Annotated in this window: 18 protein-coding genes; 7 read left to right on the top strand and 11 right to left on the bottom strand. The window is 69.8% G+C overall.

What is annotated here, in order from left to right; translation table 11 throughout:
- Positions 1 to 29: 29 nt before the first annotated feature.
- The 4 genes from ACFP3H_RS14035 to ACFP3H_RS14020 form a co-directional block, all read right to left on the bottom strand.
- The gene (locus ACFP3H_RS14035) at positions 30 to 971 is read right to left on the bottom strand and encodes an ABC transporter permease (RefSeq protein ID WP_378605245.1); all 942 of its coding nucleotides are present in this window, start codon (positions 969 to 971) and stop codon (positions 30 to 32) included.
- Positions 972 to 1,083: 112 nt separating this feature from the next.
- Positions 1,084 to 2,124 (bottom strand): TIGR03842 family LLM class F420-dependent oxidoreductase, encoded by a 1,041-nt coding sequence (locus ACFP3H_RS14030; protein ID WP_378605242.1) that lies wholly within the window; start codon positions 2,122 to 2,124, stop codon positions 1,084 to 1,086.
- A gap of 24 nt (positions 2,125 to 2,148) precedes the next feature.
- Positions 2,149 to 3,567: a dihydropyrimidinase gene (gene hydA, locus ACFP3H_RS14025; protein ID WP_378605239.1), complete on the bottom strand. Its 1,419-nt coding sequence runs from the start codon at positions 3,565 to 3,567 to the stop codon at positions 2,149 to 2,151.
- Positions 3,567 to 4,406, bottom strand: a complete 840-nt coding sequence (locus tag ACFP3H_RS14020; protein WP_378605237.1) for a nitrilase-related carbon-nitrogen hydrolase — start codon at positions 4,404 to 4,406, stop codon at positions 3,567 to 3,569. Before ACFP3H_RS14020 ends, hydA begins: the two co-directional genes overlap by 1 nt.
- Before the next feature lie 123 nt (positions 4,407 to 4,529).
- On the opposite strand from ACFP3H_RS14020, the gene ACFP3H_RS14015 reads away from it, so the two are divergent.
- The 3 genes from ACFP3H_RS14015 to ACFP3H_RS14005 all read left to right on the top strand — a co-directional run bounded on the left by ACFP3H_RS14015 (position 4,530) and on the right by ACFP3H_RS14005 (position 8,088).
- On the top strand, positions 4,530 to 5,927 hold the full coding sequence (locus ACFP3H_RS14015) for an aminotransferase class I/II-fold pyridoxal phosphate-dependent enzyme (protein ID WP_378605235.1): 1,398 nt from the start codon (positions 4,530 to 4,532) through the stop codon (positions 5,925 to 5,927).
- A 217-nt stretch (positions 5,928 to 6,144) separates the two neighbouring features.
- Positions 6,145 to 7,296, top strand: coding sequence for a methyltransferase (locus ACFP3H_RS14010; protein WP_378605233.1), 1,152 nt, complete (start codon positions 6,145 to 6,147; stop codon positions 7,294 to 7,296).
- Positions 7,297 to 7,407: 111 nt separating this feature from the next.
- A complete protein-coding gene (locus ACFP3H_RS14005) occupies positions 7,408 to 8,088 on the top strand; it encodes a peptidylprolyl isomerase (RefSeq protein WP_378605231.1) in 681 nt (226 codons plus the stop codon).
- 297 nt (positions 8,089 to 8,385) lie between these two features.
- On the opposite strand, the gene arc is transcribed toward ACFP3H_RS14005, so the two are convergent.
- Positions 8,386 to 10,146, bottom strand: a complete 1,761-nt coding sequence (gene arc, locus ACFP3H_RS14000; RefSeq protein ID WP_378605229.1) for a proteasome ATPase — start codon at positions 10,144 to 10,146, stop codon at positions 8,386 to 8,388.
- 187 nt (positions 10,147 to 10,333) lie between these two features.
- Between arc and ACFP3H_RS13995 the strand changes: the two genes are divergently transcribed.
- The gene (locus tag ACFP3H_RS13995; protein ID WP_378605227.1) at positions 10,334 to 10,864 is read left to right on the top strand and encodes a WKL family lipoprotein; all 531 of its coding nucleotides are present in this window, start codon (positions 10,334 to 10,336) and stop codon (positions 10,862 to 10,864) included.
- A gap of 106 nt (positions 10,865 to 10,970) precedes the next feature.
- On the opposite strand, the gene ACFP3H_RS13990 is transcribed toward ACFP3H_RS13995, so the two are convergent.
- From ACFP3H_RS13990 to ACFP3H_RS13975, 4 genes are read right to left on the bottom strand one after another with little or no spacing between them, the layout of a single operon-like run.
- The gene (locus tag ACFP3H_RS13990) at positions 10,971 to 11,369 is read right to left on the bottom strand and encodes a hypothetical protein (protein ID WP_378605225.1); all 399 of its coding nucleotides are present in this window, start codon (positions 11,367 to 11,369) and stop codon (positions 10,971 to 10,973) included.
- 11 nt (positions 11,370 to 11,380) lie between these two features.
- Positions 11,381 to 13,435 (bottom strand): galactose oxidase-like domain-containing protein, encoded by a 2,055-nt coding sequence (locus ACFP3H_RS13985; RefSeq protein WP_378605223.1) that lies wholly within the window; start codon positions 13,433 to 13,435, stop codon positions 11,381 to 11,383.
- A complete protein-coding gene (locus ACFP3H_RS13980) occupies positions 13,432 to 15,012 on the bottom strand; it encodes an ArnT family glycosyltransferase (RefSeq protein WP_378605220.1) in 1,581 nt (526 codons plus the stop codon). Before ACFP3H_RS13980 ends, ACFP3H_RS13985 begins: the two co-directional genes overlap by 4 nt.
- Positions 15,009 to 16,271: a glycosyltransferase gene (locus tag ACFP3H_RS13975; protein ID WP_378605217.1), complete on the bottom strand. Its 1,263-nt coding sequence runs from the start codon at positions 16,269 to 16,271 to the stop codon at positions 15,009 to 15,011. Before ACFP3H_RS13975 ends, ACFP3H_RS13980 begins: the two co-directional genes overlap by 4 nt.
- Positions 16,272 to 16,545: 274 nt before the next feature.
- On the opposite strand from ACFP3H_RS13975, the gene ACFP3H_RS13970 reads away from it, so the two are divergent.
- Positions 16,546 to 17,826, top strand: a complete 1,281-nt coding sequence (locus tag ACFP3H_RS13970) for an acyltransferase family protein (protein WP_378605214.1) — start codon at positions 16,546 to 16,548, stop codon at positions 17,824 to 17,826.
- On the opposite strand, the gene ACFP3H_RS13965 is transcribed toward ACFP3H_RS13970, so the two are convergent.
- Positions 17,827 to 18,660, bottom strand: coding sequence for a tRNA (adenine-N1)-methyltransferase (locus tag ACFP3H_RS13965; protein WP_378605211.1), 834 nt, complete (start codon positions 18,658 to 18,660; stop codon positions 17,827 to 17,829).
- A 210-nt stretch (positions 18,661 to 18,870) separates the two neighbouring features.
- On the opposite strand from ACFP3H_RS13965, the gene ACFP3H_RS13960 reads away from it, so the two are divergent.
- Positions 18,871 to 19,782 carry a RecB family exonuclease gene (locus ACFP3H_RS13960; RefSeq protein WP_378605208.1) on the top strand — a complete coding sequence of 304 codons (912 nt, stop codon included), beginning with the start codon at positions 18,871 to 18,873 and terminating at the stop codon, positions 19,780 to 19,782.
- Positions 19,783 to 19,976: 194 nt separating this feature from the next.
- Here ACFP3H_RS13960 and ACFP3H_RS13955 read toward each other — a convergent pair whose 3' ends face one another.
- Positions 19,977 to 21,182, bottom strand: a complete 1,206-nt coding sequence (locus ACFP3H_RS13955; protein ID WP_378605205.1) for a cytochrome P450 — start codon at positions 21,180 to 21,182, stop codon at positions 19,977 to 19,979.
- A 94-nt stretch (positions 21,183 to 21,276) separates the two neighbouring features.
- Between ACFP3H_RS13955 and ACFP3H_RS13950 the strand changes: the two genes are divergently transcribed.
- The gene (locus ACFP3H_RS13950) at positions 21,277 to 22,353 is read left to right on the top strand and encodes a helix-turn-helix domain-containing protein (RefSeq protein WP_378605203.1); all 1,077 of its coding nucleotides are present in this window, start codon (positions 21,277 to 21,279) and stop codon (positions 22,351 to 22,353) included.
- Positions 22,354 to 22,402: the final 49 nt, after the last annotated feature.

The following is a 22,402-nucleotide window of genomic DNA, read 5'->3' as shown; positions in this document are numbered from 1 at the left end:
CGTTGTGGCGGAGAGTGTTTCGGTGCGCATCAGCGGTCGTTCGAGGGGCCGGTACCGGGCGGGTGGCTGTAGCGGCGCAGGGCCAGTTCCACCAGGCCGACCAGGGCGGTGAGCACCACTCCGAGCAGGGCGGCGGCGAGCACGGCGGCGTAGAGCCGGGCCGAGTCGCCGGTGGCCTGCTGGGAGAACACGATGATCTGGCGGCCGATGCCGCCCGCGGTGCCGGTGGAGATCTCGGCGACGCCCGCGCCGACCACCGCGGCCGCGGCCGCCAGCCGCAGGGCGGGGATGAGCGAGGGCACGGCGGCGGGAAATCGCAAGCGGGTCAACGTCGCCCACCAGCCCGCCGAACAGCTGCGCATCAGTTCCACCGAGGCCGTGGACGGCGCTTGCAGGCCGCGCAGCATCCCGATGGCGATGGGGAAGAAGGCGAGGTAGGCCGCGATCACCACGATGCTCATCCACGGCCGCCACGGTTCCCCGCCGATGGACAGTTTCCCGCCCCACGCCGCGACCAGCGGCGCGAGCGCGATCAACGGAACCGTCTGCGAGAGCACCACATACGGCAGCAGTCCGCGTTCGAGCCACCCGAACCGCTGCATCGCCACGGCCAGGATCACCCCGACCACGGCCCCGAGTAGCAGGGCGAGCAGCGAGAGTCCGAGCGTGAAAAGCCCTGTGCGCAAAAGGGTTCCGCCCACGGTGCCCTTGCCGTCCGCTTCCCCGAGCACGGTGAACACCGCCCACACGTGCGGCAGCGCGCCGTCACTGGTGCGCGGCAGGATCCGGGTGCCGCCGATGCTCACCCCGTTGGTGGGCACCAGCACCTTCACCAGTTCCCAGATCACCGCCACGAGCACGAACGCGCTCACCGCGTAGACCGCGCGCAACACCCGGGTCCGAGTGACCGTGCTGGCCCGAACCTGCTGGGGCACAACGGCGGTGGCCGGATCGATGGTCGCCGTACTCACCGCCGCCCTCCCCCGCGCCGCTCGACCCGCCGCCATCCGAGCAGCGCCGCGGCGAAGCCGAACGCGCCGACGCCCACGGTGTAGGCGCCCCACAGCAGTGCCAGATCCACGCTCACGAATCCGCCGCCTTGGTCGCGGTGACCGGTGCGTGCAGGCGCGGCAGGATCTGCTCGCCATAGGCCTCGAGGGTGGCCGTCTTGGCGTCGTGTTGCAGGTACACCGCGAACTGGTCGACCCCGAGCTTCTCGAGCTCCCACAGGCGAGCCAACTGCTCGTCGGGGGTGCCGATCAGGCAGAACCGGTCGACGATCTCGTCGGGCACGAAGTCGGCGTGGGTATTGCCGGCGCGCCCGTGCTGGTTGTAGTCGTAGCCCTGCCGACCGGCGATGTAATCGGTGAGCGCGGCCGGAACATCGCCGCCCGCACCGTATTTGGCGACGATGTCGGCGACGTGGTTGCCGACCATGCCGCCGAACCAGCGACACTGGTCGCGGGCGTGTTCCAGCGCCGCCGCCGACCCGTCGGTCACATAGGCGGGCGCGGCGACGCAGATCGTCACCGAGTCCGGGTCGCGCCCCGCCGCCTCGGCCGCCGCGCGCACCTTCGCGATGGTCCACGCGGTGATGTCGGGGTCGGCCAGTTGCAGAATGAACCCGTCGGCCACCTGACCGGTCAGTTCCAGGGCCTTGGGCCCGTATCCGGCCACCCACACCTCGAGCCGGGAGTCGGCCGCCCACGGGAACCGCACCTCGGTCTCGCCGATCCGGGCGGTGCGCCCGTTGCCGAGCTCACGGATCACCTCCACCGATTCGCGCAGGGTCGCCAGGGTGGTGGGCTTGCCGCCGAGGGTGCGGATCGCCGAGTCGCCGCGCCCGATGCCGCAGATGGTCCGATTGCCGAACATCTCGTTGAGCGTGGCGAAGGTGGACGCGGTCACCGTCTGGTCGCGGGTGGCCGGGTTGGTGACCATGGGGCCCACGATCACCTTGCGGGTGGCGGCCAGGATCTGGCTGTAGATCACATAGGGCTCCTGCCAGAGCAGGTGCGAATCGAAGGTCCACACGTGCGAGAACCCATGGGTCTCGGCCACTCTGGCCAATTCGATCACCCGCGACGCGGGTGGTGTGCACTGCAGGACCACACCGATGTCCATGGGTTTCTCCGTTCGGGGTCGGTGCTACAGAAGGTTCTGGGACAGGCCGCGGCGCAGGAAGCGACCGTGTCCGGTGCGTCCGTGGTAGGCGCCGTCGTCGACGATCACCTTGCCGCGCGAGAGCACCGTGTCGACGTGGCCGTCGATCTCGAAGCCCTCCCAGGACGAGTGATCCATGTTCATGTGGTGGGTCTTGCCCAGGCCGATGCTGGTGTGCCCGTTGGGGTCGTAGATCACCACGTCGGCGTCGGCGCCCGGACTGATCACGCCCTTGCGCGGGTACAGGCCGAACATCCGCGCCGGGGTGGTGCAGCAGACCTCCACCCAGCGCTCGAGCGAGATCCGACCGTCCTTGACGCCCTGGAACAGCAGGTCCATCCGGTGCTCGACCCCGCCGATCCCGTTGGGGATCTTGCTGAAATCGCCGACGCCGAGCTCTTTCTGGTCCTTCATGCAGAACGGGCAGTGGTCGGTGCTCACCGCGGTGACATCGCCGGTGCGGATGAACCGCCACAGTTCGTCCTGGTGCCCCTCCGCGCGTGAACGCAGCGGCGTCGAGCAGACCCACTTGGCGCCCTCGAAACCCGGTGCGCCCAACTGCTCTTCGAGCGAGAGGTACAGGTACTGCGGACAGGTCTCGGCGAAGACGTTCTGCCCCTGGCCGCGCGCGGCCGCGATCTGTTCCATCGCCTGCTTGGCCGAGACGTGTACCACGTACAGCGGCGCACCGGTCAACTGCGCCAACATGATCGCGCGGTGGGTGGCCTCCTCTTCCATCTGCCACGGGCGACTGGTGCCGTGGAAGTAGGGCGAGCTGTCGCCGCGCGCGAGGGCCTGTTCGACCAGCACGTCGATGGCGATGCCGTTCTCGGCGTGCATCATCATCAGCGCGCCGAGGTCACCGGCGGACTGCATGGCGCGCAGGATCTGGCCGTCGTCGGAGTAGAAGACGCCCGGATAGGCCATGAACAGCTTGAAACTGGTGACGCCCTCGTTGACGAGTTCGCTCATCCCCTTGAGGGATTCGTCGTTGACCTCGCCGATGATCTGGTGGAACCCGTAGTCGATCGCGCACTGCCCGGCCGCCTTGGCGTGCCATTCGGCCAGGGTGTCCTGGACCCGCTGGCCCGGTTTCTGGACCGCGAAGTCGACGATGGTGGTGGTACCGCCCCAGGCCGCGGCCCTGGTGCCGGTCTCGAAGGTGTCGCTGGCCTCGGTGCCGCCGAAGGGCAACTGCATGTGCGTGTGCCCGTCGACGCCGCCGGGGATGACGTACTTGCCGGTCGCGTCGATCACGGTGTCGGCGTCGGCGGCCAGATCCGCGCCGAGCGCGGTCGAACCCGGTTGCAGGACAGCGACAATCGTCTCGTCCTCGATCAGCACGTCGAGGAGCTGGGACCCGGTGGCACTGACCACCGTCCCACCGTGGATGAAGGTACGCATCAGGGCGCCACCAGCGGGCCGTAGGCATCCGGGCGACGGTCGCGATAGAAGGCCCACCGCTCGCGCACGGTCTTGATCAGATCCATGTCCAGATCGCGCACCACCAATTCCGGGTCGGTGTCGGAGGCGACCTCGCCGACGAACTTGCCCTCGGGGTCGACGAAATAGCTGGTGCCGTAGAAGTCGTCGTCGCCGTATTCGCTCTCGATGCCCACCCGATTGATAGCGCCGACGTAATACTCGTTGGCCACCGCCGAGGCCGGCTGTTCGAGCTTCCACAAATAGTTCGACAGGCCGCGCGAGGTGGCCGAGGGGTTGAACACGATTTCGGCGCCCGCCAGCCCCAGTGCCCGCCAGCCCTCGGGGAAATGGCGGTCGTAGCAGATGTAGACGCCCACCTTGCCGACCGCGGTGTCGAACACCGGCCAGCCCAGATTGCCCGGCCGGAAGTAGAACTTCTCCCAGAAACCGGCGACCTGCGGGATATGATGCTTGCGGTATTTGCCCAGGTAGGAGCCGTCGGCGTCGATGACAGCCGCGGTGTTGTAGAGCAGCCCGTCCATTTCGCGTTCGTAGACCGGCAACACCATCACCATGTTCAGCTCGGCGGCCAACGCGGCGAAGCGCTCGGTGGTCGGGCCTGGCACGGATTCGGCGTACTCATAGAACTTGGGGTCTTGCAACTGGCAGAAATACGGTCCGTAGAACAACTCCTGGAAGCAGATGACCTGTGCTCCCTGTGCCGCGGCCTCCCGTGCGTAGTCCTCGTGAACTTTGATCATTGATTCTTTGTCACCGGTCCAGCTGGTCTGGACGAGCGCCGCTCTGACGATTCCCATGCTTTGTTATACTGCACGTACAACTGATTCCGTTGTGTTACAAGAGTGCGGAAACAGTTTCGGTGCCGTAAACCTTCACAGGGCACCCGGATCGCCCCGCGCACGACCCCGCAGAATGGGCCCATGACCGAAGCCTCGCCGACCGCCCTACCCGCGGACTTCGCCGGGGATCTGGATGAACGAACCGCCGCGGGCATCGCCGCCGCCATCGGGCGCCGGATCCGCTCGGGCGCGCTCACCCCCGGCACCCGTCTCCCCACCGTGCGCGAGGTGGCCCGCGAACTGCGGGTCTCCCCCGCCACGGTCAGTCAGGCGTGGCGCGCGCTGGCCGCGACCGGCGCGATCACCGCGCGCGGGCGGGCAGGCACCTTCGTCGCCGAGCTCCCGCGGGAACCGGTGGGGCGCTATCAGCGTCTGCATTCGCCCTCGGACAACGCTTTTCGGCTCGACCTCTCGCGCGGCACCCCCGACCCGTCGCTGCTGCCCGACCTGGCCGCGGCCCTGCACGCGCTCTCGCGCGACACCGCGCCGGGCGATCTGTCGGCGCACTATCTGGGCGAGGCGGTGCTGCCCGCGCTGGCCGAGACGCTGCGGGCGGACTGGCCGTGGGCGTGCGAGCGGTTGACCGTGCTCGACGGCGCGCTCGACGCGGTCGACCGGTTGCTGGGCGCGCATGTGCGCTTCGGCGATCCGGTGATCGTGGAGGATCCCTGCTTTCCGCCGTTCCTGGATCTGTTGGCGCGCTTGGGCGCTCGCGCGATTCCGGTGCGCCTGGACGAATCCGGTTTCCGCCCCGAGGAATTCGCGCGCGCCTTCGACGGGCCCGCCCCGCGCGCGGTGATCTTGCAACCGCGCGCCAACAACCCCACCGGGGCCGCGCTCTCGGCGAGCCGGGTACGGGAGTTGGCCGTGGTGCTCGACGCGCAGTCGGCGCTGATCATCGAGGACGATCACTCCGCCGGTATCGCCACCACCCCGCTGCGTTCGCTGGCGGCCCGCTTCCCCGAGCGCGGGGTCTACATCCGCTCGTACTCCAAGTCCCACGGCGCCGACCTGCGCCTTGCGGTCGCGGGCGGGCCCGCCGCGCTGCTCGACCCGGTGGTCGAACGGCGCATGCTGGGCCCCGGCTGGTCGAGTCGGCTGCTCCAGCGCGTCCTGCTGACCATGCTGCACGACCCCGGCGCCCGCGCCACCGTCGCCGGCGCCCGCCTCGAGTACCGCCGCCGCGCCACCGCCCTGCGCCGCGCCCTGGCCGGCCACGGCGTCACCCTGGCCACCGGCGACGGCATCAACCTGTGGCTGCCGGTCGACGACGAGAACGCCGCCATGATCAGCCTCGCCGCCGCCGGCATCAAAGCCGCCCCCGGCGGCCCCTTCGAGGTAGCCCCCAACCCCACCCGCGACCACCTCCGCCTCACCCTCGGCGCCCTGGACTCCACCACCGACCTCCCGTGGCTGGCCGCCGAACTCGCCACCGCCACCACCGCCGCCCCCACCTACCGCCGCATCCGCCGCACCTGACCGCAGGCCCGCCGCCCCCACCCGGACGCGCCACGTATCGGCGCATCCGGCAGACGTGCCTCGGAGCCTTTGTCGGCGAGCTGTCCACTCGTCACCGCCCCCACCGCCGCCGACGTCCGACTCCGAGCCGTGGTCGACCACAACTCCACCATCGGCGGCCCACGGATCGGCACGTCCGACAGACCTGGCCCTGGTCGACTCGGACGGGTGCGGCAGAATGGGACGCTGCCGATCATCGGAGATCATCCTGTCCCGCATCGAGTGGACCGACGACCACACCCCGCGCACCGCCGCCTGGCATTCGGAGAACGGCGCGCTCGCCCCGCGCACCGTCACCGTCGCCGACGATCGACTGTCCGCCGATCAGGCGTATCGGCGGATCCGGGCGGGTGCGGCGCTGCTGTGGCAGGGCGATTACAACAACGGTCGCCAACTGTTGCAGGCCCTGGGACGGCGCGCCGATCGCAAGCCGAACAAGCAGGCGCCGGCCGCCGATCTCGGTGCCCGCTACGAGCACGAGCGAGCCCGAAGGCGCACGCGCGCAGGAATTCTCGGCAGTCTGCTCGTCGAACTCGACGCCGACTACGAACTCGACCTGCGTCGCGCACCCGATGTGCGCGCGGCCTGCGCGGCGGCCTACGGTCCGGCGACCGAGTCGCGGGTGGTCACGTTCACCGAACTGCTCGGCGTGCTCAGCGCCTACCGCTGGCAGCAGCAGGGCGTGGAGGTGCCCGCGCTCGGCGCCCGCGTGTACCCCGACTACGGCGTCTTCTCGCCCACCCGCAGCGAATACGTCGACCTGGTCGCCGCCGCGCCCCTGCCCACCGGCGCGCGCACCGCGTTCGACCTCGGCACCGGCACCGGCGTGCTGGCCGCCCTGCTGGCCCGGCGCGGCCTCACGAAAGTCGTGGCGACCGATATCAATCCGCGCGCCCTGCGCTGCGCGCGCGAGAACGCCGACCGCCTCGGCTACGGCGCGACGATCGAGGTGACCGGCCCGACCCTGTACCCGGACGGCCGCGCCGATGTGGTGGTGTGCAATCCGCCCTGGCTGCCCGGCACCCCCACCTCGGACCTGGAACGCGGTGTCTACGACCACGATCAGTCGATGCTCACCGAGTTCATCGCCGACCTGCGCGCGCACCTCACCCCCGACGGCGAAGGCTGGCTGGTCCTGTCCGACCTGGCCGAACTCCTGGGCCTGCGCTCCCCCGCCCACATCCCCACCCTGCTCGACCGCGCGGGCCTGACCGTCCACGACACCCTCACCACCCGCCCCCGCCACCCCCGGGCCACCGACCGCGACGACCCCCTCGCCGCCGCCCGCACCGCCGAAACCACCACCCTCTGGCGCCTGCGCGCCCGCTGAGTGCCCCGCCACCCTTCGGATCCGGCGGTCCCTGCCCGTGCGGCGGCGGTGCCTGGCAGGATGCGCGGTACATCGTCCGGCAGCACCCGTTCTCGAGGAGATCCCGACAAGGTGAGCAGCATTTCGCAGGACCGCCCCCTCTTCTCCGCCCTGCTCGGCCTCGGCGTCGCCGCGGCCGCCCTGGTGGCACTGGCCCCCGCCGCCCAGACCACACCGTGGCCGCAGGCGGTGATCCCCGGGTGCCTGCCCGCCGTGGCCGGTCAGCCCAACGGCAAGCAGTGGCCGACCGAGCCGGCGCTCACCATCGACACCGCCGCGCACCACACCGCCACCCTCGACACCACCTGCGGCACCCTCACGATCGCGCTCGACGCCGCCGCGGCCCCGCGCACGGTGAACTCGTTCGCCTTCCTGGCCGCCGAGAACTACTTCGACCACACCCGCTGCCACCGCCTCACCACCGAGGGCATCTTCGTGCTCCAGTGCGGCGACCCCACCGCCACCGGCATGGGTGGTCCCGGCTACGGGTTCGCCGACGAGAACCTGACCGGCGCGGTCTACCCGGCGGGCACCGTGGCCATGGCCAACGCGGGCCCCGGCACCAACGGCAGCCAGTTCTTCCTGGTCTACCGCGACACCGCGCTCCCGGCGGCCTACACCCCCTTCGGCACCGTCACCGCGGGTATGGACGCGCTCACCACCATCGCGAACGCGGGCGTGGCGGGCGGCGGCGGGGACGGCGCCCCGGTCGCCGATGTGGTCTTGAACGCGGTCACCACCACCGCGAACTGACCAGACGACGAGGGCCGCGTCTCCGAAGTGGAGACGCGGCCCTCGTCGATGCCAGCTGCTGGTTCAGCCCGCGCTGATCGAGCTGAACAGACCCTGGATGACCTGCAGGATCACTTGCGACAGAAAATCGGCGGCCGAACCGGTCATGGCACTACTCCTCGTTGGCGAGTCTCATCAGGTGAAACGAACAAGTGAAGCGTGCCTTATTCACTTGTGACGGCGCAGCGTTTCGGTGAAAAAAACTCGAACAGAACACAAGGGCCGCGCTCCCGGAGGAACGCGGCCCGCATGGTGTGACTACAGGTACTGACCCGTATTGGACTCGGTGTCGATCGCCCGGCTGGCCGAGGCGTTCTTGCCCGTGACAAGCGTGCGGATGTAGACGATCCGCTCGCCCTTCTTGCCCGAGATCCGCGCCCAGTCATCAGGATTGGTGGTGTTGGGCAGGTCCTCGTTCTCGGCGAACTCGTCGACGATCGAGTCGAACAGGTGCTGGATCCGCAGACCCGGGTTACCCGTGTCGAGCACCGACTTGATCGCGTACTTCTTCGCCCGGTCCACGATGTTCTGGATCATCGCCCCGGAGTTGAAGTCCTTGAAGTACAGGACCTCCTTGTCACCGTTGGCGTAGGTGACCTCCAGGAACCGGTTGTCGTCGCTCTCGGCGTACATGCGCTCGACGACCTTCTCGATCATCGCCTCCACGCAGGCCTGCTTGTCGCCGTCGAACTCGCGCAGATCGCTCTCGTGCAGCGGCAGCGTCTCGGTGAGGTACTTCGAGAAGATGTCCTGCGCCGATTCCGCGTCCGGCCGCTCGATCTTGATCTTCACATCGAGCCGGCCGGGCCGCAGGATCGCGGGGTCGATCATGTCCTCGCGGTTGGACGCGCCGATCACGATGACGTTCTCGAGCCCCTCCACGCCGTCGATCTCCGAAAGCAGCTGCGGCACAACGGTCGTCTCCACATCCGACGACACGCCCGAACCACGGGTACGGAAGATCGAGTCCATCTCGTCGAAGAACACGATCACCGGGGTGCCCTCGGAGGCCTTCTCGCGCGCCCGCTGGAAGATGATCCGAATGTGGCGCTCGGTCTCGCCGACGAACTTGTTGAGCAGCTCGGGGCCCTTGATGTTGAGGAAGAACGACTTGGCTTCCTTGGCATCCTGCCCGCGCGACTCGGCGATCTTCTTGGCCAGCGAGTTGGCGACGGCCTTGGCGATCAGCGTCTTACCGCAGCCGGGCGGACCGTAGAGCAGCACGCCCTTGGGCGGGCGCAGCGCGTACTCGCGGAACAGATCCTTGTGCAGGAAGGGCAGTTCCACCGCGTCGCGGATCTGCTCGATCTGGCGACCAAGGCCACCGATGTCGGTGTAGTCGACATCGGGAACCTCTTCGAGCACAAGGTCTTCGACCTCGGCCTTGGGCACCCGCTCGAAGGCGAAGCCGGCCTTGGTGTCGACCAGCAGCGAATCTCCGGGCCGCAGTTTGCGAATCGGCACATCCGGGTCGGCCAGGTCGTCGTATTCGGCGATCTTGGACAGCGGACCCGACAGCCACACCACCCGCTCCTCGTCGGCGTGGCCGACCACCAGGGCGCGGCGACCGTCGTCGAGAATCTCACGCAGCGTGCCGATTTCGCCAATGGCGTCGAAATTTCCGGCCTCGACGACGGTGAGTGCCTCGTTGAGGCGGACCGTCTGGCCGTATTCCAGTGTGGCGGTGTCGATATTGGGCGAGCAGGTCAGGCGCATCTTGCGACCGGAGGTGAACACGTCGACCGTCTGGTCCTCGTAGACGCCGATGACGATGCCGTAGCCGCTCGGGGGCTGGCCGAGGCGATCGACTTCCTCGCGCAGGGCGATCAGCTGCTGGCGCGCTTCCTTGAGCGTGTCCATCAACTTGCCGTTGCGGATGGTCAGTGAATCGATCCTGGCTTCCAATTCGCGTGCGCGATCCGGCGAGTCGGCGAGTTGCCTGCGGAGAGCAGCCGACTCGGCGCGAACCGCCTCGAGCTCTCGCCAGGCCGCCGAATCCGAATTCTCGTTGGGGCTCATGATGCTGCTCCTCCCAGTCCCGGTCTTTCAACGCTACCGGGCGCGGTCCGTTCTCGCTTTCCGACATGGTTTCGTCGTGATCACATCTTGTACGGTCGGTACGACATCAATCAGCGATCGATGACTGTTAGGCTGCCCTAACTGCCCGCTGGGGCACTCGACTACCGAGCCGAAAGGTTGCTGAGCAATGCTCCTTCCTCCCCGCACGATCCGTGTCACCGTCGTCGCCGCCGCAGCGGCGTTCGCCGTCACCGTCGGACTGACCGGTTGCGGCGACTCCGACGATTCCTCGACGAAGGCCACCACGAGCAGTACCAGTATCGCGGCCGCTCCGTCCAGCGTTTCGGCAACTCCGGCCCCTTCGGGTGACAACACCGACGCCCCCACCGCCGATTCCCTCAAGGCCGTGCTGGTCCAGTTCGCCGATCCCGCGCTCTCCACCGACGACAAAGCGAAACTGATGGTCAACGGCGACGCGCGCAAGTCCAGCATCGATCAGATGAACGCCATGCTCGGCGGCTACACCCTGAGCTTCGTCGTGGAAAACGTCACCACCAGCGACAACACCGCGACCGCCGATGTGACGATCACCTCACCGCACGGCACCGCCCCGTCGTTCCCGCTCACCTGGGAACTCTCCGACGGCGCCTGGAAGCTCTCCGACAACAGCGGTTGCCTGCTGCTCGGTTTCGCCCAGGCGCCCTGCACGCCCGCCTGACGCCTCGACGCGCGCCGCGGACGCCCGACCCACGTCGGTGACGTCCGCGGCGCCCTGGCGGGCAACCAGACGGGCAAGATCGACTTCGTAGCGCCGGGGCTCGCGCTCAGTCGCCTTTGCCGCAGGCGATCCCGTCGCGATCGCGGTCCAGACCCAGTCGGTCGGCCCCGACCACCGGCAACGCCACCAGCCCGCGCTCGCGCAGCCACCCGCAGCGGTCCTTGCTCGCGGCGGCGGGCAGGGTCCACGGCACGCACTGCGCGGCGGTGCCGTAGCGGTGGTCGCAGCCGTCGATATTGCCCTCGAGTTGCACGCTGTCGCGACGCGCGAGCGGTGCCCGCGCCGCCGCGCCCGGTTCCTCCGCGAACGGCAGGATGTGCGGGGCGGGCGCGACGGGCCGGCCCGGTGCCGCGCCCGCCGGGTGGTCGGTGTCGGCGATCAGCGCGAGGGTGAGCGCGGCGGCCACCGCCGCGACGGCGGTTCCGGTGAGCAGTGCGCGGCGCATCGGTCCGCCTTTCATCCGAGGTGGATCCACTGGGCGACCGAGGGCACCCCGGCCGCGGTCACGACCGTGAGCATGTACCAGCCCGGCGGCGCGATATTCGGGTTCGAGGTGACGTGGGCGGTGACGGTGCCGCCGGCGACCGTGAGCGGCAGATCCACGTAGCGCTGATTCGGGTCCGAGGAGTGGGTGACCGCCGCGGGCCGGATCAGCGACGCCTTGACCACCGGCGCGTTCACCGTCATCGACTGGGCACTGCCGTAGCCCCACTCCTGGTTCGCGGGCGTGAGCTGCGGTCGAGTCCCCTTGAACAGGTAGGGCGGCGAGTAGATCGACACCCGCTGGTCGAAGGATCCGTCGGCCGGGTTCTCCCCCACGGCCATGACCCGCCCGTCGGGCAGCAGGAACGCCGAGGAGTGGTAACCGCGCGGCACCGGGTCGGTGGCCATGCCCGCGGTGAAGGTGTCGGTGGCGGGATCGAAGATCGAGGCCTCGAAGACCGGGTCGGCCCGATTGTGCAGCGCGCCACCGGTTTCCAGGACGGTGCCGTCGGGCAGGATCACCGCCGAGGGGTACATCTTGCCCTGCGCGCCGGTCTGCGCGACGCCGCCGGTGAGCGTGCCGTGCGGAATCAGCGGGCCCGCCTGATAGGCCGGGCTGGGCTGTTTGAGGTCGATCAGGTCGGTGAGACGGTTGGCGTCGGGGTTGGTGAAGGTGTTGCCGCCGCCCAGGGTGAGCACGCGCTGGTCCTGGGCCGGGGGCAGCAGCACGCTCATGGACTGGTCGCGTTCGTCCTTGTTCTGCAGGCCCGGCACATCGACGATGGTGCCCGCGGCGTAGTCGTAGAGGGACGCGCCGGTGCCCTCGAGTCCGCTGCCGAAAACGTGGGCGCCGGAATAGAACAGGCGCCCGTCCTGGAGCAGGATCATCGCCGGGTACAGGCCCCACCACGCCCAGGTCTGGTTCACCTCGCCGAAGCCGAGCCACCGGTTCTGCGCGGCGGAGAACACCTCGGTGATCACCGTGCCGTTGGAGTCCTCGCCGAGTCCGCCCAGCGACAGGATGTCGCCGTTGCCCATGGTGGTCGCCGAGGGGTACCAGTGTCCGGCGATCATGTCGTTGGTGCGGGTGTAGGAGGTGGTGGCGGGGTCGAAGACGTAGGAGTCGCGCAGGCCCTCGTAGCCGTGCTCGGGCGAGGTGTAGGCGAGGGTGCCGCCCATGACGAGCAGTTTCCCGTCGGGGAGTTGGGCGTGCCCGGCGCAGAACACGTCCGAGGGTGTGCTCAGTTCGACGAACTGGTTGGTCGCCGGATCGAACACGGCGGTGTCGAAGGTGCCCGCGGCGAAGGCGTCCGGGTCGTTGCCCGAGCCCGCGATGAGCAACACCTTGCCGGTGGGCAGGACCGCGGCGTGGATGCCGCGCACCGGGGCGGGCATGGCGAGCACTTCCCAACTGCCCGTGGCGCATTGGGTGGGCGTGCCGGTGCAGGTGGGGGGTTCGGGGGTGATGGTCGCGTCGGTCATGGCGTAGTCGTCGGTGGTGAGGGTGCCGGTGCCGTAGATCGTGACGCCCCAGGTGATCCGGTCGGTGCCGGGCGGCACGACCGGGGTGCGCACCTGGGCGGCGGTGTAGGTGTCGGTGACCGGCAGCGAGGCCAGGTCGGTCCAGTACTGCCAGCCGTCGGTGACGTCGTGGCGGAAGACGGTGAAGACCGTGTTCGGGGTCGTGGTGGTGTACCAGACGGACAGGTCGTACTGGTGTCCGACGGTGACCTGTGGTGCGCAGGAAGGGCTTTCGAGCATCATGGCCTTGCGGTCGCCGGAGGTGTGGGCGCCGATGTCGATGCGCATCGCGGCCGCACCGGTGTGGGCGGCCGGGGTGACGGTGAAGCTGTACTCGTGGGTGCCCCAGCCGGATTTCTCCCAGCACTGCGGAAAGCCGTCGGGGCCGAGGGTTTCCATGCCGGCGTTGGCCACGACATTGGTCGGTTGGGCCGCCACCGGCGGGGCGATGACGACTACGGCGAGCGCGAGGACCAGTACGGCGCGGCGCGCGAATCCAGGGGTCATGAGGTGGTGTCCTTGTTCACGGCGCGTACCTCGACGCGCCCGTCCCCCGTGCCGAAAACGACCAGGGGCGAGGAATGTTCGAGTACGTCGCGCAGGGTCGGCAACTCGGCGGCCGACCCGCGCACCACGGGGCTGGACACGATGTAGTCCACGTCGCGCCACCCGTTGTCCAGGTGCACCGCGGGGTCGACGTCGAGCTTGTAGAACCAGATCGCGCCGAGACCGGGCCCGAACCCGACCTCGACCATGTCGAGCCAGATCACGTCCTCGACCACGATCTTCGTCGACGGGGTGGGGTGCAGGTTGGCGCCGATCCAGCGCACGGCGTCGGTGAAGGTGTCGGTGCGGTGCTCGGTCATGGCGCGCTCGTTGCCCGCCACCCAGCGCGGCGCGACCACGCTCAGCCCGACCAGCGCGACCACCCCCAGCACCACCGCCGTCGCCGCCCGCTGCCCCACGCGCAACCGCTCGAGCGCGTGAATCCCTCGGCGCGCGCCGATTTCGATCACCGCGGCCAGGGCAAGGGCGAAGAACGGCAGCAGTTGCAGCACGTACATGGTCGGCAGGTACCCGCCGGGACGCAGCCCGACCGCGACCAGGATCAGGCCGGCCAGCGCGATCCCGCGCAGCCGGCGCACCGTCACCGCCACCACCAGCGCGAACGCGCCGCCGACGAGGACCACCGCGTCCACCGTCAGCCACGATTCGAGCAGTCCGCGCGCGAGCGAATCCGACGCCCACAGCGCCCCGGTGCCCGCGCGACTGTGCAGCTGCCAGGCCACGCCGTCGAGCATCGACACGTGACCCTCGCCGGGGAAGAACTCGTTCTTGAGCAGGGCGTAGAGCGGGTAGAACGCCACCGCGAGGCAGAACGACACCCCCGCGCCGATGACGGTGAACTTGCGCGTGCTCGGGTGGCTCGCGGTCCACAGGGTGTAGACTAGGGCCGGGATGACCACGACCATGGTCTCCTTCGACAGCACCGACATCGCCGCGCACAACCCGGCCGCCATGTGCACGCCGAGCCCACGGCGCGGGGAACTAGCGAGCACGAAGGCGCCCAGCATCCACGGCACGGCGATGCTGTCGAGGTAGATCTGGCGTTGCAGTTCCACGGCCAGGGGCGAGAGGGTGAACAGCGCGACCGCCAGCGCCGCCGCCCACGGCCGCATCGACAGTCGCCGCGCCAGCACGTAGAGCAGCGCCGCCGAGACCAGCACGGCGCCCAGCATCACGAATCTGCCGTTGGCGGCGGTCAATTCGTAGGGGGACAGCAGTTCGGGCAGCCAGCTGAACAGCCCGATCTGGATCCAGCCGATGGGCGGGTGGTCGTACCAGTAGGTGTAGTGGGTCAGGCCGCGGCCGGTGCCCACCGCCCAGGCCTGGGCGAGGTAGGTGCCCTCGTCGTCGCTGAAGGCCGGATAGTTGCCGATGTTGGTGCCCTGCACGACGGCGATCACCGGCAGCAGCACGGCCAGCACCACCCCGTCGACCCTGGTGCGCAGGCCGGTGCTCGGGGCGGTCGGCGGCGGCGCCGGAACCAGGTCGGGGACGGGCGGCAGCGCGGTGACGGTCATGACGCCGCCCCGGCCACCCTGGCGTCGGGCAGGTGCGCGCCGACGTGCGCGGTCAGTTCCCAGTTGTTGCGTCCGGTGTACTCGCGCCAGACCGCCCGCGCGGCCGCGGCGGTGAGCACCAGGTTGTAGAACACCGAGCCCACCACGAGTTTCACGTAGTGCCGTCCGCGCACCCGCACCCCGAACTGCCTGCCGAAGTCCTGCAGGCCGACGATCTCGAAGGCGAGGGTGGCCAGGGTCGGCACCAGCGGCAGGAAGGTGATCATGGCGACGCCGTCGGGCACCTTCACGAACAGGCCGACCAGGATGCCGATCACCATCGCGATGCCCGAGAACGCCTGCAGGAACGGGCTGGCCAGCGTGTAGCGGGCGAGCAGGCGGCGGGTGAAGGTGGGCAGTCGCCGCCATTCCTTCTTGCGGTAGACCTGCATGAAGCCCTGGTTCCAGCGGCACCGCTGTTTGAACAGCGCGTACAGCGTGCCGGGCGTCTCCTCCCTGGTCACCAGGGCGGAGTTGTAGGCCACGACGGTGCGCGCGCCCCGGCTCGACAGGCGGGTGCCCAGTTCGCAGTCCTCGGCCAGGCAGTTCTCGTCCCAGCCGCCGACCGCGCGCAGCAGGGGCGCGCGCACGAACACCGTGTTGCCGCCGAGCGGGATGAAACCCTGGGCGGCGTGCAGGTGCAGGCGGCTGCGGAACCAGAAGAAGTACTCGAGGCAGTTGCGCAGCGCGTACCAGCTGGAATGGAAGTTCACCAGTTGCACGCCGCCCTGGACGACGTCGGCGTCCTCGGAGCGGAAGGCGAAGTCGACGTGGTCGAGCAGGTCGGGGTGCACGTGGTCCTCGGCGTCGAACACCCCGACCACGTCGCCGGTGCAGACCGCGAGGCCGGTGTTGAGGGCCTTGGGTTTGTTCTTGACCGTGTGATAGTCGACCACCACCCGCAGTCGGTCGGGATCGCGGCGGGCCACCTGTTCGGCGACCGCGGCCGTCTCAGGATCGTCGTGGCCGACGATGACGACGATCTCGACCAGGCAGTGCCGGGTCTCGAGCAGGCCGAGCAGGGTGTGTTCGAGGACCGCCGATTCGTGGCGGGCCGGGACCAGCAGCGAGAATTTCAGCTCACCGGGTCCGTCGGGGTCGGGAAAGCGGGTCGCCGCGAGGTTTTCCGGGGTGCGCCACGCGTGCAGCATCCAGGTGAGCGTGGCGACGGAGTTGGCGAACAAGGCGAGCGACAGCACAACAAGAACGAGCGAAAGCATCGAGCCCCCAATGGCGTGCCCCGAACGGGTGACGGTTGCGACTATCGCCCCCGACGTCGCACCCCCACCGTAGCGCCGTCGCGCCGCTGCTCAGGGTTCGCTCGCGTGAATTCCAGGTTAAAGCCTGCGTGCGCTGAACTGGGAAATCCTTTGCGTGCCAAGCGTTCACCGGTTCGCTGTGCAAGCTTGCACGGACGTGACCCGAGTAGTTCCCCCCGGGGCTCCGGGTAGATCCGCGCTGTGGCGTCGCTCGCGGGTCTGCGATCGTCGTGCCATGAGTGTTGTTCCCGGTGTCGCGGCGGTCAGCGCGAACACCCCCGCCGATCGGGATCGGTTCCTGGATCTGGTGCGGATCTCGTCGCTGGTGGTCGTGGTCGTGGGGCACTGCCTGATGCTGACGGTGACGGTCTCGGGCGAGACCGTGCATTTCGGCAATGTGCTGGCGGATCTGCCCGCGCTGCAACCGATTACGTGGGTCTTGCAGGTGCTTCCGCTGTTCTTCTTCGCGGGAGTGGCGGCGGGGGCGCGTGGTCTGGGTCCCGGAGTGTCGTGGGGCGCTTGGCTTTTCCGGCGCACCCAGCGTTTGGTGCGACCGCTGGGCTACTTCCTGCTCGCCTCCGCCGTACTGGTGGCGGTGGCCGACCGGGTGCTCGCGCCGGGGTGGCAGCGGCCGCTGGCGGTGACGAGTGTGCAGCTGCTGTGGTTTCTCGGCATGTACCTGGCGGTGCTGGCGTGTGTGCCGCTGCTCGCCGCGACGGTGACCAGTACGCGGCGGATGTTCGCGGCGGTGGCGGTGATCGCCGTGGTCACCGCGGTGGTCGACGCGGTGCGGCTCAACGGTGGTCCGGCGGAACTGGGCTACGCGACGGTGATCGTGTGGTTGGTACCCGCGATCCTCGGGATCGGCTATCTGCGCGCGCTGCTGGCACGGCGGGTCGCGGCGGTGCTGGCTTGCGTGGTGCTGCTCGCCGATGTGCTGCTGGTGCTGGTCGGTCCGTACGAGGTGAGCCTGGTGACGGTGCCGGGGCAGCGACTGTCGAATCTGGCGCCGCCGTCGCTGCTGCTGGCCGGGCACGCGGTGGTGCTGTGTTGCGCGGCGGTGGCCGTGGCGCCGTGGGCGCGCCGGCTGGCCGCGCGGCCGCGGGTCTGGTGGTGGACGGTGATCGGCAATACCGGCGCGATGACGCTGTACCTGTGGCACATGCCCGCCCTGCTCAGCGTGCTCGTGCTCAGCCATCTGGCCGGGGTGGACCGCGCGGGACCGTCCGAACCCGGATTCTGGCTGCTCACGGCGGCACAGCTCGCCGCGACCGCCGCGCTGACCGGGGTCCTGTTCATCACCCTGCGCGGGCTGGAGAACACCCCGCTGCGCGGGTGGGACGGCCCGGTCGCCGCCGTGCGTGGTCTGCGCGCCGCCGCCACCGTGCTCGCGGTGTGCGCGGCCGGGATCGCGATCCTGCAGGCCACCCGCTGGGGACTGACCCCCGACGGCGGGGTGTGGTTCGCAGGCGCGGCGACGGCGCTGCTCGTCGCCCGCCTGCTCACCCGGGACTGATCAGCCCTTGGACGGACGCCGCTGCGGCTTCGGCGTGACGGTGCCCTCGGCCAGTCGGCGCGCGCTCACCAGGAACGCGGTGTGACCCTGCATCCGATGCTCGGGGCGCACCGCGAGGCCGACGACGTGCCAGCCGCGCACCATCGACTCCCACGAGCGCGGTTCGGTCCAGCACTCCTGCTCGCGCAGCGCCTCGACCACCTTCGACAGCTGGGTGACCGTGGCGACGTAGACGACCAGCACACCACCGGGCACCAGCGCCTTGGACACCGCCGGGAGCGCGTCCCACGGGGCGAGCATGTCGAGCACGACGCGATCCACCTGCGGGCCCTCGTACTGGGCCACATCGGCGATGGTGATCGACCAGTTCGGCGGGCGCTCCCCGAAGAAAGTCTCCACATTGCGGACCGCGTGCTCGGCGTGGTCGTCGCGGATCTCGTACGAGATCACCTCGCCCTCGGGGCCGACCGCGCGCAGCAGCGAGCAGGTCAGCGCACCGGAACCAGCGCCGGCTTCCAGCACCCGCGCACCGGGGAACACGTCCCCCTCGTGCACGATCTGGGCGGCGTCCTTGGGGTAGATGACCGCGGCACCGCGCGGCATCGACAGCACGTAGTCGGTGAGCAGCGGGCGCAGGGCCAGGTACGGGGTGCCGTTGACCGACTTCACCACGGTGCCCTCGTCGGCGCCGAGCAGGTCGTCGTGCTTGATGCCGCCGCGGTGGGTATGGAATTCCTTACCCTCCTCGAGCACCACCGTGAACAGGCGCCCCTTGCCGTCGGTCAGCTGCACGCGGTCCCCGATCGCGAATGGACCGGTCCGTCTGGCCGTCATGAATCTCCCGTTCGTCGAATGGAGCCACCAGCCTGCCAGGCGCGAGGAACCACCCGGTAGACGGGTCAGCTATTTCGCGGCGGCCTGCGCGCGCTGCCGGTGCCCGATCCACGGGTGCGCTCGGGCACCCACGCTCGCCTCGATCGGCGCGCCATGGGGCCCGGAGTGACCGATTCCGAGTTGTCGGTGGGCGCGGTTACGCTGCCGACCATGTCAGTGCCCGTGTCCGTGCCCTTTGCCGATGATGCCGCCGCCGGACCGATCCGCGAGGGGTCGGCTGCTCCGGTGGCGCGGTCGCGGCCTGCGCTGTCGCCTTCGCGCGCAGCCGATTTCAAGCAGTGTCCGTTGAAGTATCGGTTGCGGGCGATCGACCGGATCCCGGAGCCGCCCTCGCGTGCGGCGGTGCGTGGGACGGTCGTGCACGCGGTGCTCGAGGACCTGTTCGGGTTGCCCGCCGACGAGCGGCAACCGCAGCGGGCGGCGGAGTTGGTGCCGGGGGCGTGGGAGCGGGTGCGCGCCGAACGCGACGGGATCGACGAACTCGTCGCCGAGGGCGGGCCGGAAGCGCTGTTCGCCGAGGTGCGCAAGCTGGTCGCCAGCTATTACGAGCTCGAGGATCCGCGCCGGTTCGAACCGCACGGCCTGGAAGAGCGGGTGGAGGCCGACCTCGACGGCGATGTTCCGCTGCGCGGGTTCGTCGACCGAATCGATGTGGCGCCCAACGGGATGCTGCGCGTGGTCGACTACAAGACCGGCCGCTCGCCGGGCCCGCTGCACGAGGCGCGCGCGCTGTTCCAGCTCAAGTTCTACGCCCTGATGATCCTGCGCACCCGCGATATCGTCCCCGCGCAGCTGCGCCTGATCTACCTCGCGGACAAGAACGTGCTCACCTACGCTCCCGACCGCGAGGAACTGGACCGCTTCCAGCGCATCCTCACCGCCCTGTGGCGGGCCATCCTCGACGCGGGCGCCACCGGCGATTTCCCCCCGACCCGCAACGCAATGTGCAAGTTCTGCGATTTCAAGGCCCTGTGCCCCGAATTCGGCGGTACCCCACCGCCGTACCCCGGCTGGCCCGAGCAACTCCCGGTCCCGACCGAACTCCCGCCCGAAGACCTCTGACGCGGGCCGACTCTCGACGCACGTCCGCGCGGCGCGGCCAGTTCACGGAGCTGGATCTCCTGAGGTCCGCCGTACCCCACCGCGACATCGACGTGCCCGCCGTCACGCCCACAGGTCCGCTCGGAGGGTTTCCACCGCGCTCGTGGTCGCGCATCGACTCGCCGACCACCCTCCCCATCGCGCTGTCCTCGACTTCACCCCCACTCGACCCGCAGCGCCGTCGGGCCGCGCAGGGCGGTGCCGACCTGGCTGGTCACCGTCGCGTCGGCGGCGGCGTGCTCGGCCAGGCGCAGGTCGGGTAGTCGGTCGAGCAGTGCGCGGAGGCCGGTGCGGAGTTCGGCCAGGGCCAGCCAACTGCCCAGGCAGCTGTGCGGGCCCTGGCCGAAGGAGAGCATGGTGGTGGCGCGGCGGGTGAGGTCGAAGTGGTGCGGGTCGGGGTATTTCGTCGGGTCGCGGTGGGCGGCGTTGATGGCGAAGATCACCGGGGTCATGGCGGGGATGTCGAGGCCCTGCCAGTGGGTGGCGGCGGGGCAGGCGCGCGGCAGCAGGCCGACCGGGGGTTCCCAGCGCAGGCCCTCCCAGATCGCCCACTGCACGTTCTCGGCCGGGTCGGCGCGCAGGATCGCGAGCTGGTCGGGGTGGGTCAGCAAGGCCGACAGCGTGTTTCCCAGGGCGAGCATGGTGGTGTCGGCGCCCGCCGGGAACAGCAGGCGCAGGAACGCCAGCACCTGCTCGTCGGACAGGGTGGTGTCGTCGACCACCTCGGTGACGAGTCGGGAGATCAGATCATCACCGGGGTCGCGGCGTCGCGCGGCGATGATCGGCAGCACGTAGTCGGCGAATTCGCGCGAAGCACGCTGGGCGGCAGGCGGATCCAGCGGAAAGTAGAACAGGTCGTGGGCCCAGCGCAGCAGGGTCGCCTCGTCGCCGACGGGCAGACCGAGCAGCTTGCCGATGACGAGAACCGGGTAGCGCGTGGTGAATTCGGCCACCAGGTCGGTGTGGCCCGCCGCGTCGAACCGGTCGATCAGGGTGTGCGCGAACGGCTCGAGCAGCGGTTCGATCCAACCGGTGACCAGGCTGCGTCGAAACGGCGGCGAGACGATCGCCCGATGGAGGCGATGTTCGTCGCCGGTCATGCACTGCAGGGTGCGCCCGAGCACCGGTTCGGTGGTCAGCGAGTACATCGCCGGGGCGGGGAAGGTCTGTTCGTCCTTTAACGCGGCCGACACCAGGTCGTGGGTGAGCAGCAGCACCGCGCGCGTGCCGGCGAACGGGACCACCGCGTACGGCTTGCGTGCGCGCAGTTCGGCGAGCAGGTGGTGCAGGTCGGGGGTGTCCTGGAAGGCGAAGTCGAGGTCGGGGACGTCGAGCTGGTCCAGGATCGGCGGGATCGTCATAGAATCCTCCGGGACACGAATATTCGTGCCAGTGAGACGAGTTTTCGGCACGCAGACCGTAGGTGAGTGGGCCGGGAAGGACAAGGGGCAATCCATGACCGCGTCACCACCGACCGACCGGGTCGTCTCCGTCGTCGAGCTCCTCGCTGCGCGCGCCCCGCTCCACGCTGCCGCCATCGCCGACACCCTCGAGCTCAGCCGCTCGACCGTCGGCGCGATCCTCACCACGCTCGACGCCCGCAGCTGGGTCCAACGCCTGCCCGACCTCACCTACCGCCTCGGCCCCGCCTTCCCCCACCACGTGCGCCCCGCCAACCAGCTCGCGATGCCACCGAACGCCCAGAACGCCCTGCGCGCCCTCGCCGACCGCGTCGGCTGCGGCGCCGCCCTGGCCGCCGTCACCGAACGATCGATGACCTTCGTCGCCCTCGCCGCCCCCACGCGATCCACCACCCCCGATCACCCGACCACGGCCGTCGACCACAACCTGATCGGCACCGCCACCGACCACGACCGAACCCACACCGACCCCAACCGCCGCGCGCACCGTGCCGCCACCGATCACGGTCGAATCCCCACCGCCGCCGAACACGGCCGACCCGCTACCGCTTCCGACCACGACTTCCCCCTGATCAGCACCATCACAGGCCACGGTCGAATCCCCACCGGCATCGAGGTCGGCACGCGGCTACCGCTGCGCGCACCGGCCGCCGCCGCTGTCATCGCCTTCTCCCCGCCGCAACGGCAACGCGCCTGGCTCGATTCCGCCGACCCCACCCAGCGTCGCGAACTGAGTACCGCCCTCACCGAGATCCGCTCCACCGGTCTCGCCATCTGGGGCATCGACCCCGCCGACCTCGCCACGCTCGATGTGCTCGCCGAGGTCGCGGGCCACCTGGCGCACTCCCCCGCCACCGGCCCCCTGCGCCGCCGCGTCCTCGGCCTGCTGGCCGGTCTCAGCGGCTACCCGCACACTCTCGCGGACCTGAACAGCGACCGACCGCTTCCCCTCGCCTACCTGGCGGCGCCGGTCTTCGACCACGACGACATCCCCCGCTGGGAACTCCAGATCGGCCCCCTGCACCCGGCCGTCTCCCCCACGACCCGCAACCGCTACCGGGCCGAACTCCTCACGACCGCAGGCATACTCAGCGCCGACCCGCCCGACTGAGCCCCGACAGACGTCCTCGCCCGCCGCCGCACCGGTGGATCCGGAGACC

The sequence above is a fragment of the Nocardia lasii genome, assembly GCF_042658545.1.
Taxonomy (GTDB): Bacteria; Actinomycetota; Actinomycetes; order Mycobacteriales; family Mycobacteriaceae; genus Nocardia; species Nocardia lasii.
This window is presented reverse-complemented; position numbering and strand designations above follow the sequence as displayed.

Excerpts from the sequence above, each read along its gene's own strand:
- ACFP3H_RS14030 (WP_378605242.1), bottom strand. The coding sequence starts at position 2,124 with ATGGACATCGGTGTGGTCCTGCAGTGCACACCACCCGCGTCGCGGGTG.
- hydA (WP_378605239.1), bottom strand. The coding sequence starts at position 3,567 with ATGCGTACCTTCATCCACGGTGGGACGGTGGTCAGTGCCACCGGGTCC.
- ACFP3H_RS14020 (WP_378605237.1), bottom strand. The coding sequence starts at position 4,406 with ATGGGAATCGTCAGAGCGGCGCTCGTCCAGACCAGCTGGACCGGTGAC.
- ACFP3H_RS14015 (WP_378605235.1), top strand. The coding sequence starts at position 4,530 with ATGACCGAAGCCTCGCCGACCGCCCTACCCGCGGACTTCGCCGGGGAT.
- ACFP3H_RS14010 (WP_378605233.1), top strand. The coding sequence starts at position 6,145 with ATGGGACGCTGCCGATCATCGGAGATCATCCTGTCCCGCATCGAGTGG.
- arc (WP_378605229.1), bottom strand. The coding sequence starts at position 10,146 with ATGAGCCCCAACGAGAATTCGGATTCGGCGGCCTGGCGAGAGCTCGAG.
- ACFP3H_RS13995 (WP_378605227.1), top strand. The coding sequence starts at position 10,334 with ATGCTCCTTCCTCCCCGCACGATCCGTGTCACCGTCGTCGCCGCCGCA.
- ACFP3H_RS13990 (WP_378605225.1), bottom strand. The coding sequence starts at position 11,369 with ATGCGCCGCGCACTGCTCACCGGAACCGCCGTCGCGGCGGTGGCCGCC.
- ACFP3H_RS13985 (WP_378605223.1), bottom strand. The coding sequence starts at position 13,435 with ATGACCCCTGGATTCGCGCGCCGCGCCGTACTGGTCCTCGCGCTCGCC.
- ACFP3H_RS13980 (WP_378605220.1), bottom strand. The coding sequence starts at position 15,012 with ATGACCGTCACCGCGCTGCCGCCCGTCCCCGACCTGGTTCCGGCGCCG.
- ACFP3H_RS13975 (WP_378605217.1), bottom strand. The coding sequence starts at position 16,271 with ATGCTTTCGCTCGTTCTTGTTGTGCTGTCGCTCGCCTTGTTCGCCAAC.
- ACFP3H_RS13970 (WP_378605214.1), top strand. The coding sequence starts at position 16,546 with ATGAGTGTTGTTCCCGGTGTCGCGGCGGTCAGCGCGAACACCCCCGCC.
- ACFP3H_RS13965 (WP_378605211.1), bottom strand. The coding sequence starts at position 18,660 with ATGACGGCCAGACGGACCGGTCCATTCGCGATCGGGGACCGCGTGCAG.
- ACFP3H_RS13960 (WP_378605208.1), top strand. The coding sequence starts at position 18,871 with ATGTCAGTGCCCGTGTCCGTGCCCTTTGCCGATGATGCCGCCGCCGGA.
- ACFP3H_RS13955 (WP_378605205.1), bottom strand. The coding sequence starts at position 21,182 with ATGACGATCCCGCCGATCCTGGACCAGCTCGACGTCCCCGACCTCGAC.
- ACFP3H_RS13950 (WP_378605203.1), top strand. The coding sequence starts at position 21,277 with ATGACCGCGTCACCACCGACCGACCGGGTCGTCTCCGTCGTCGAGCTC.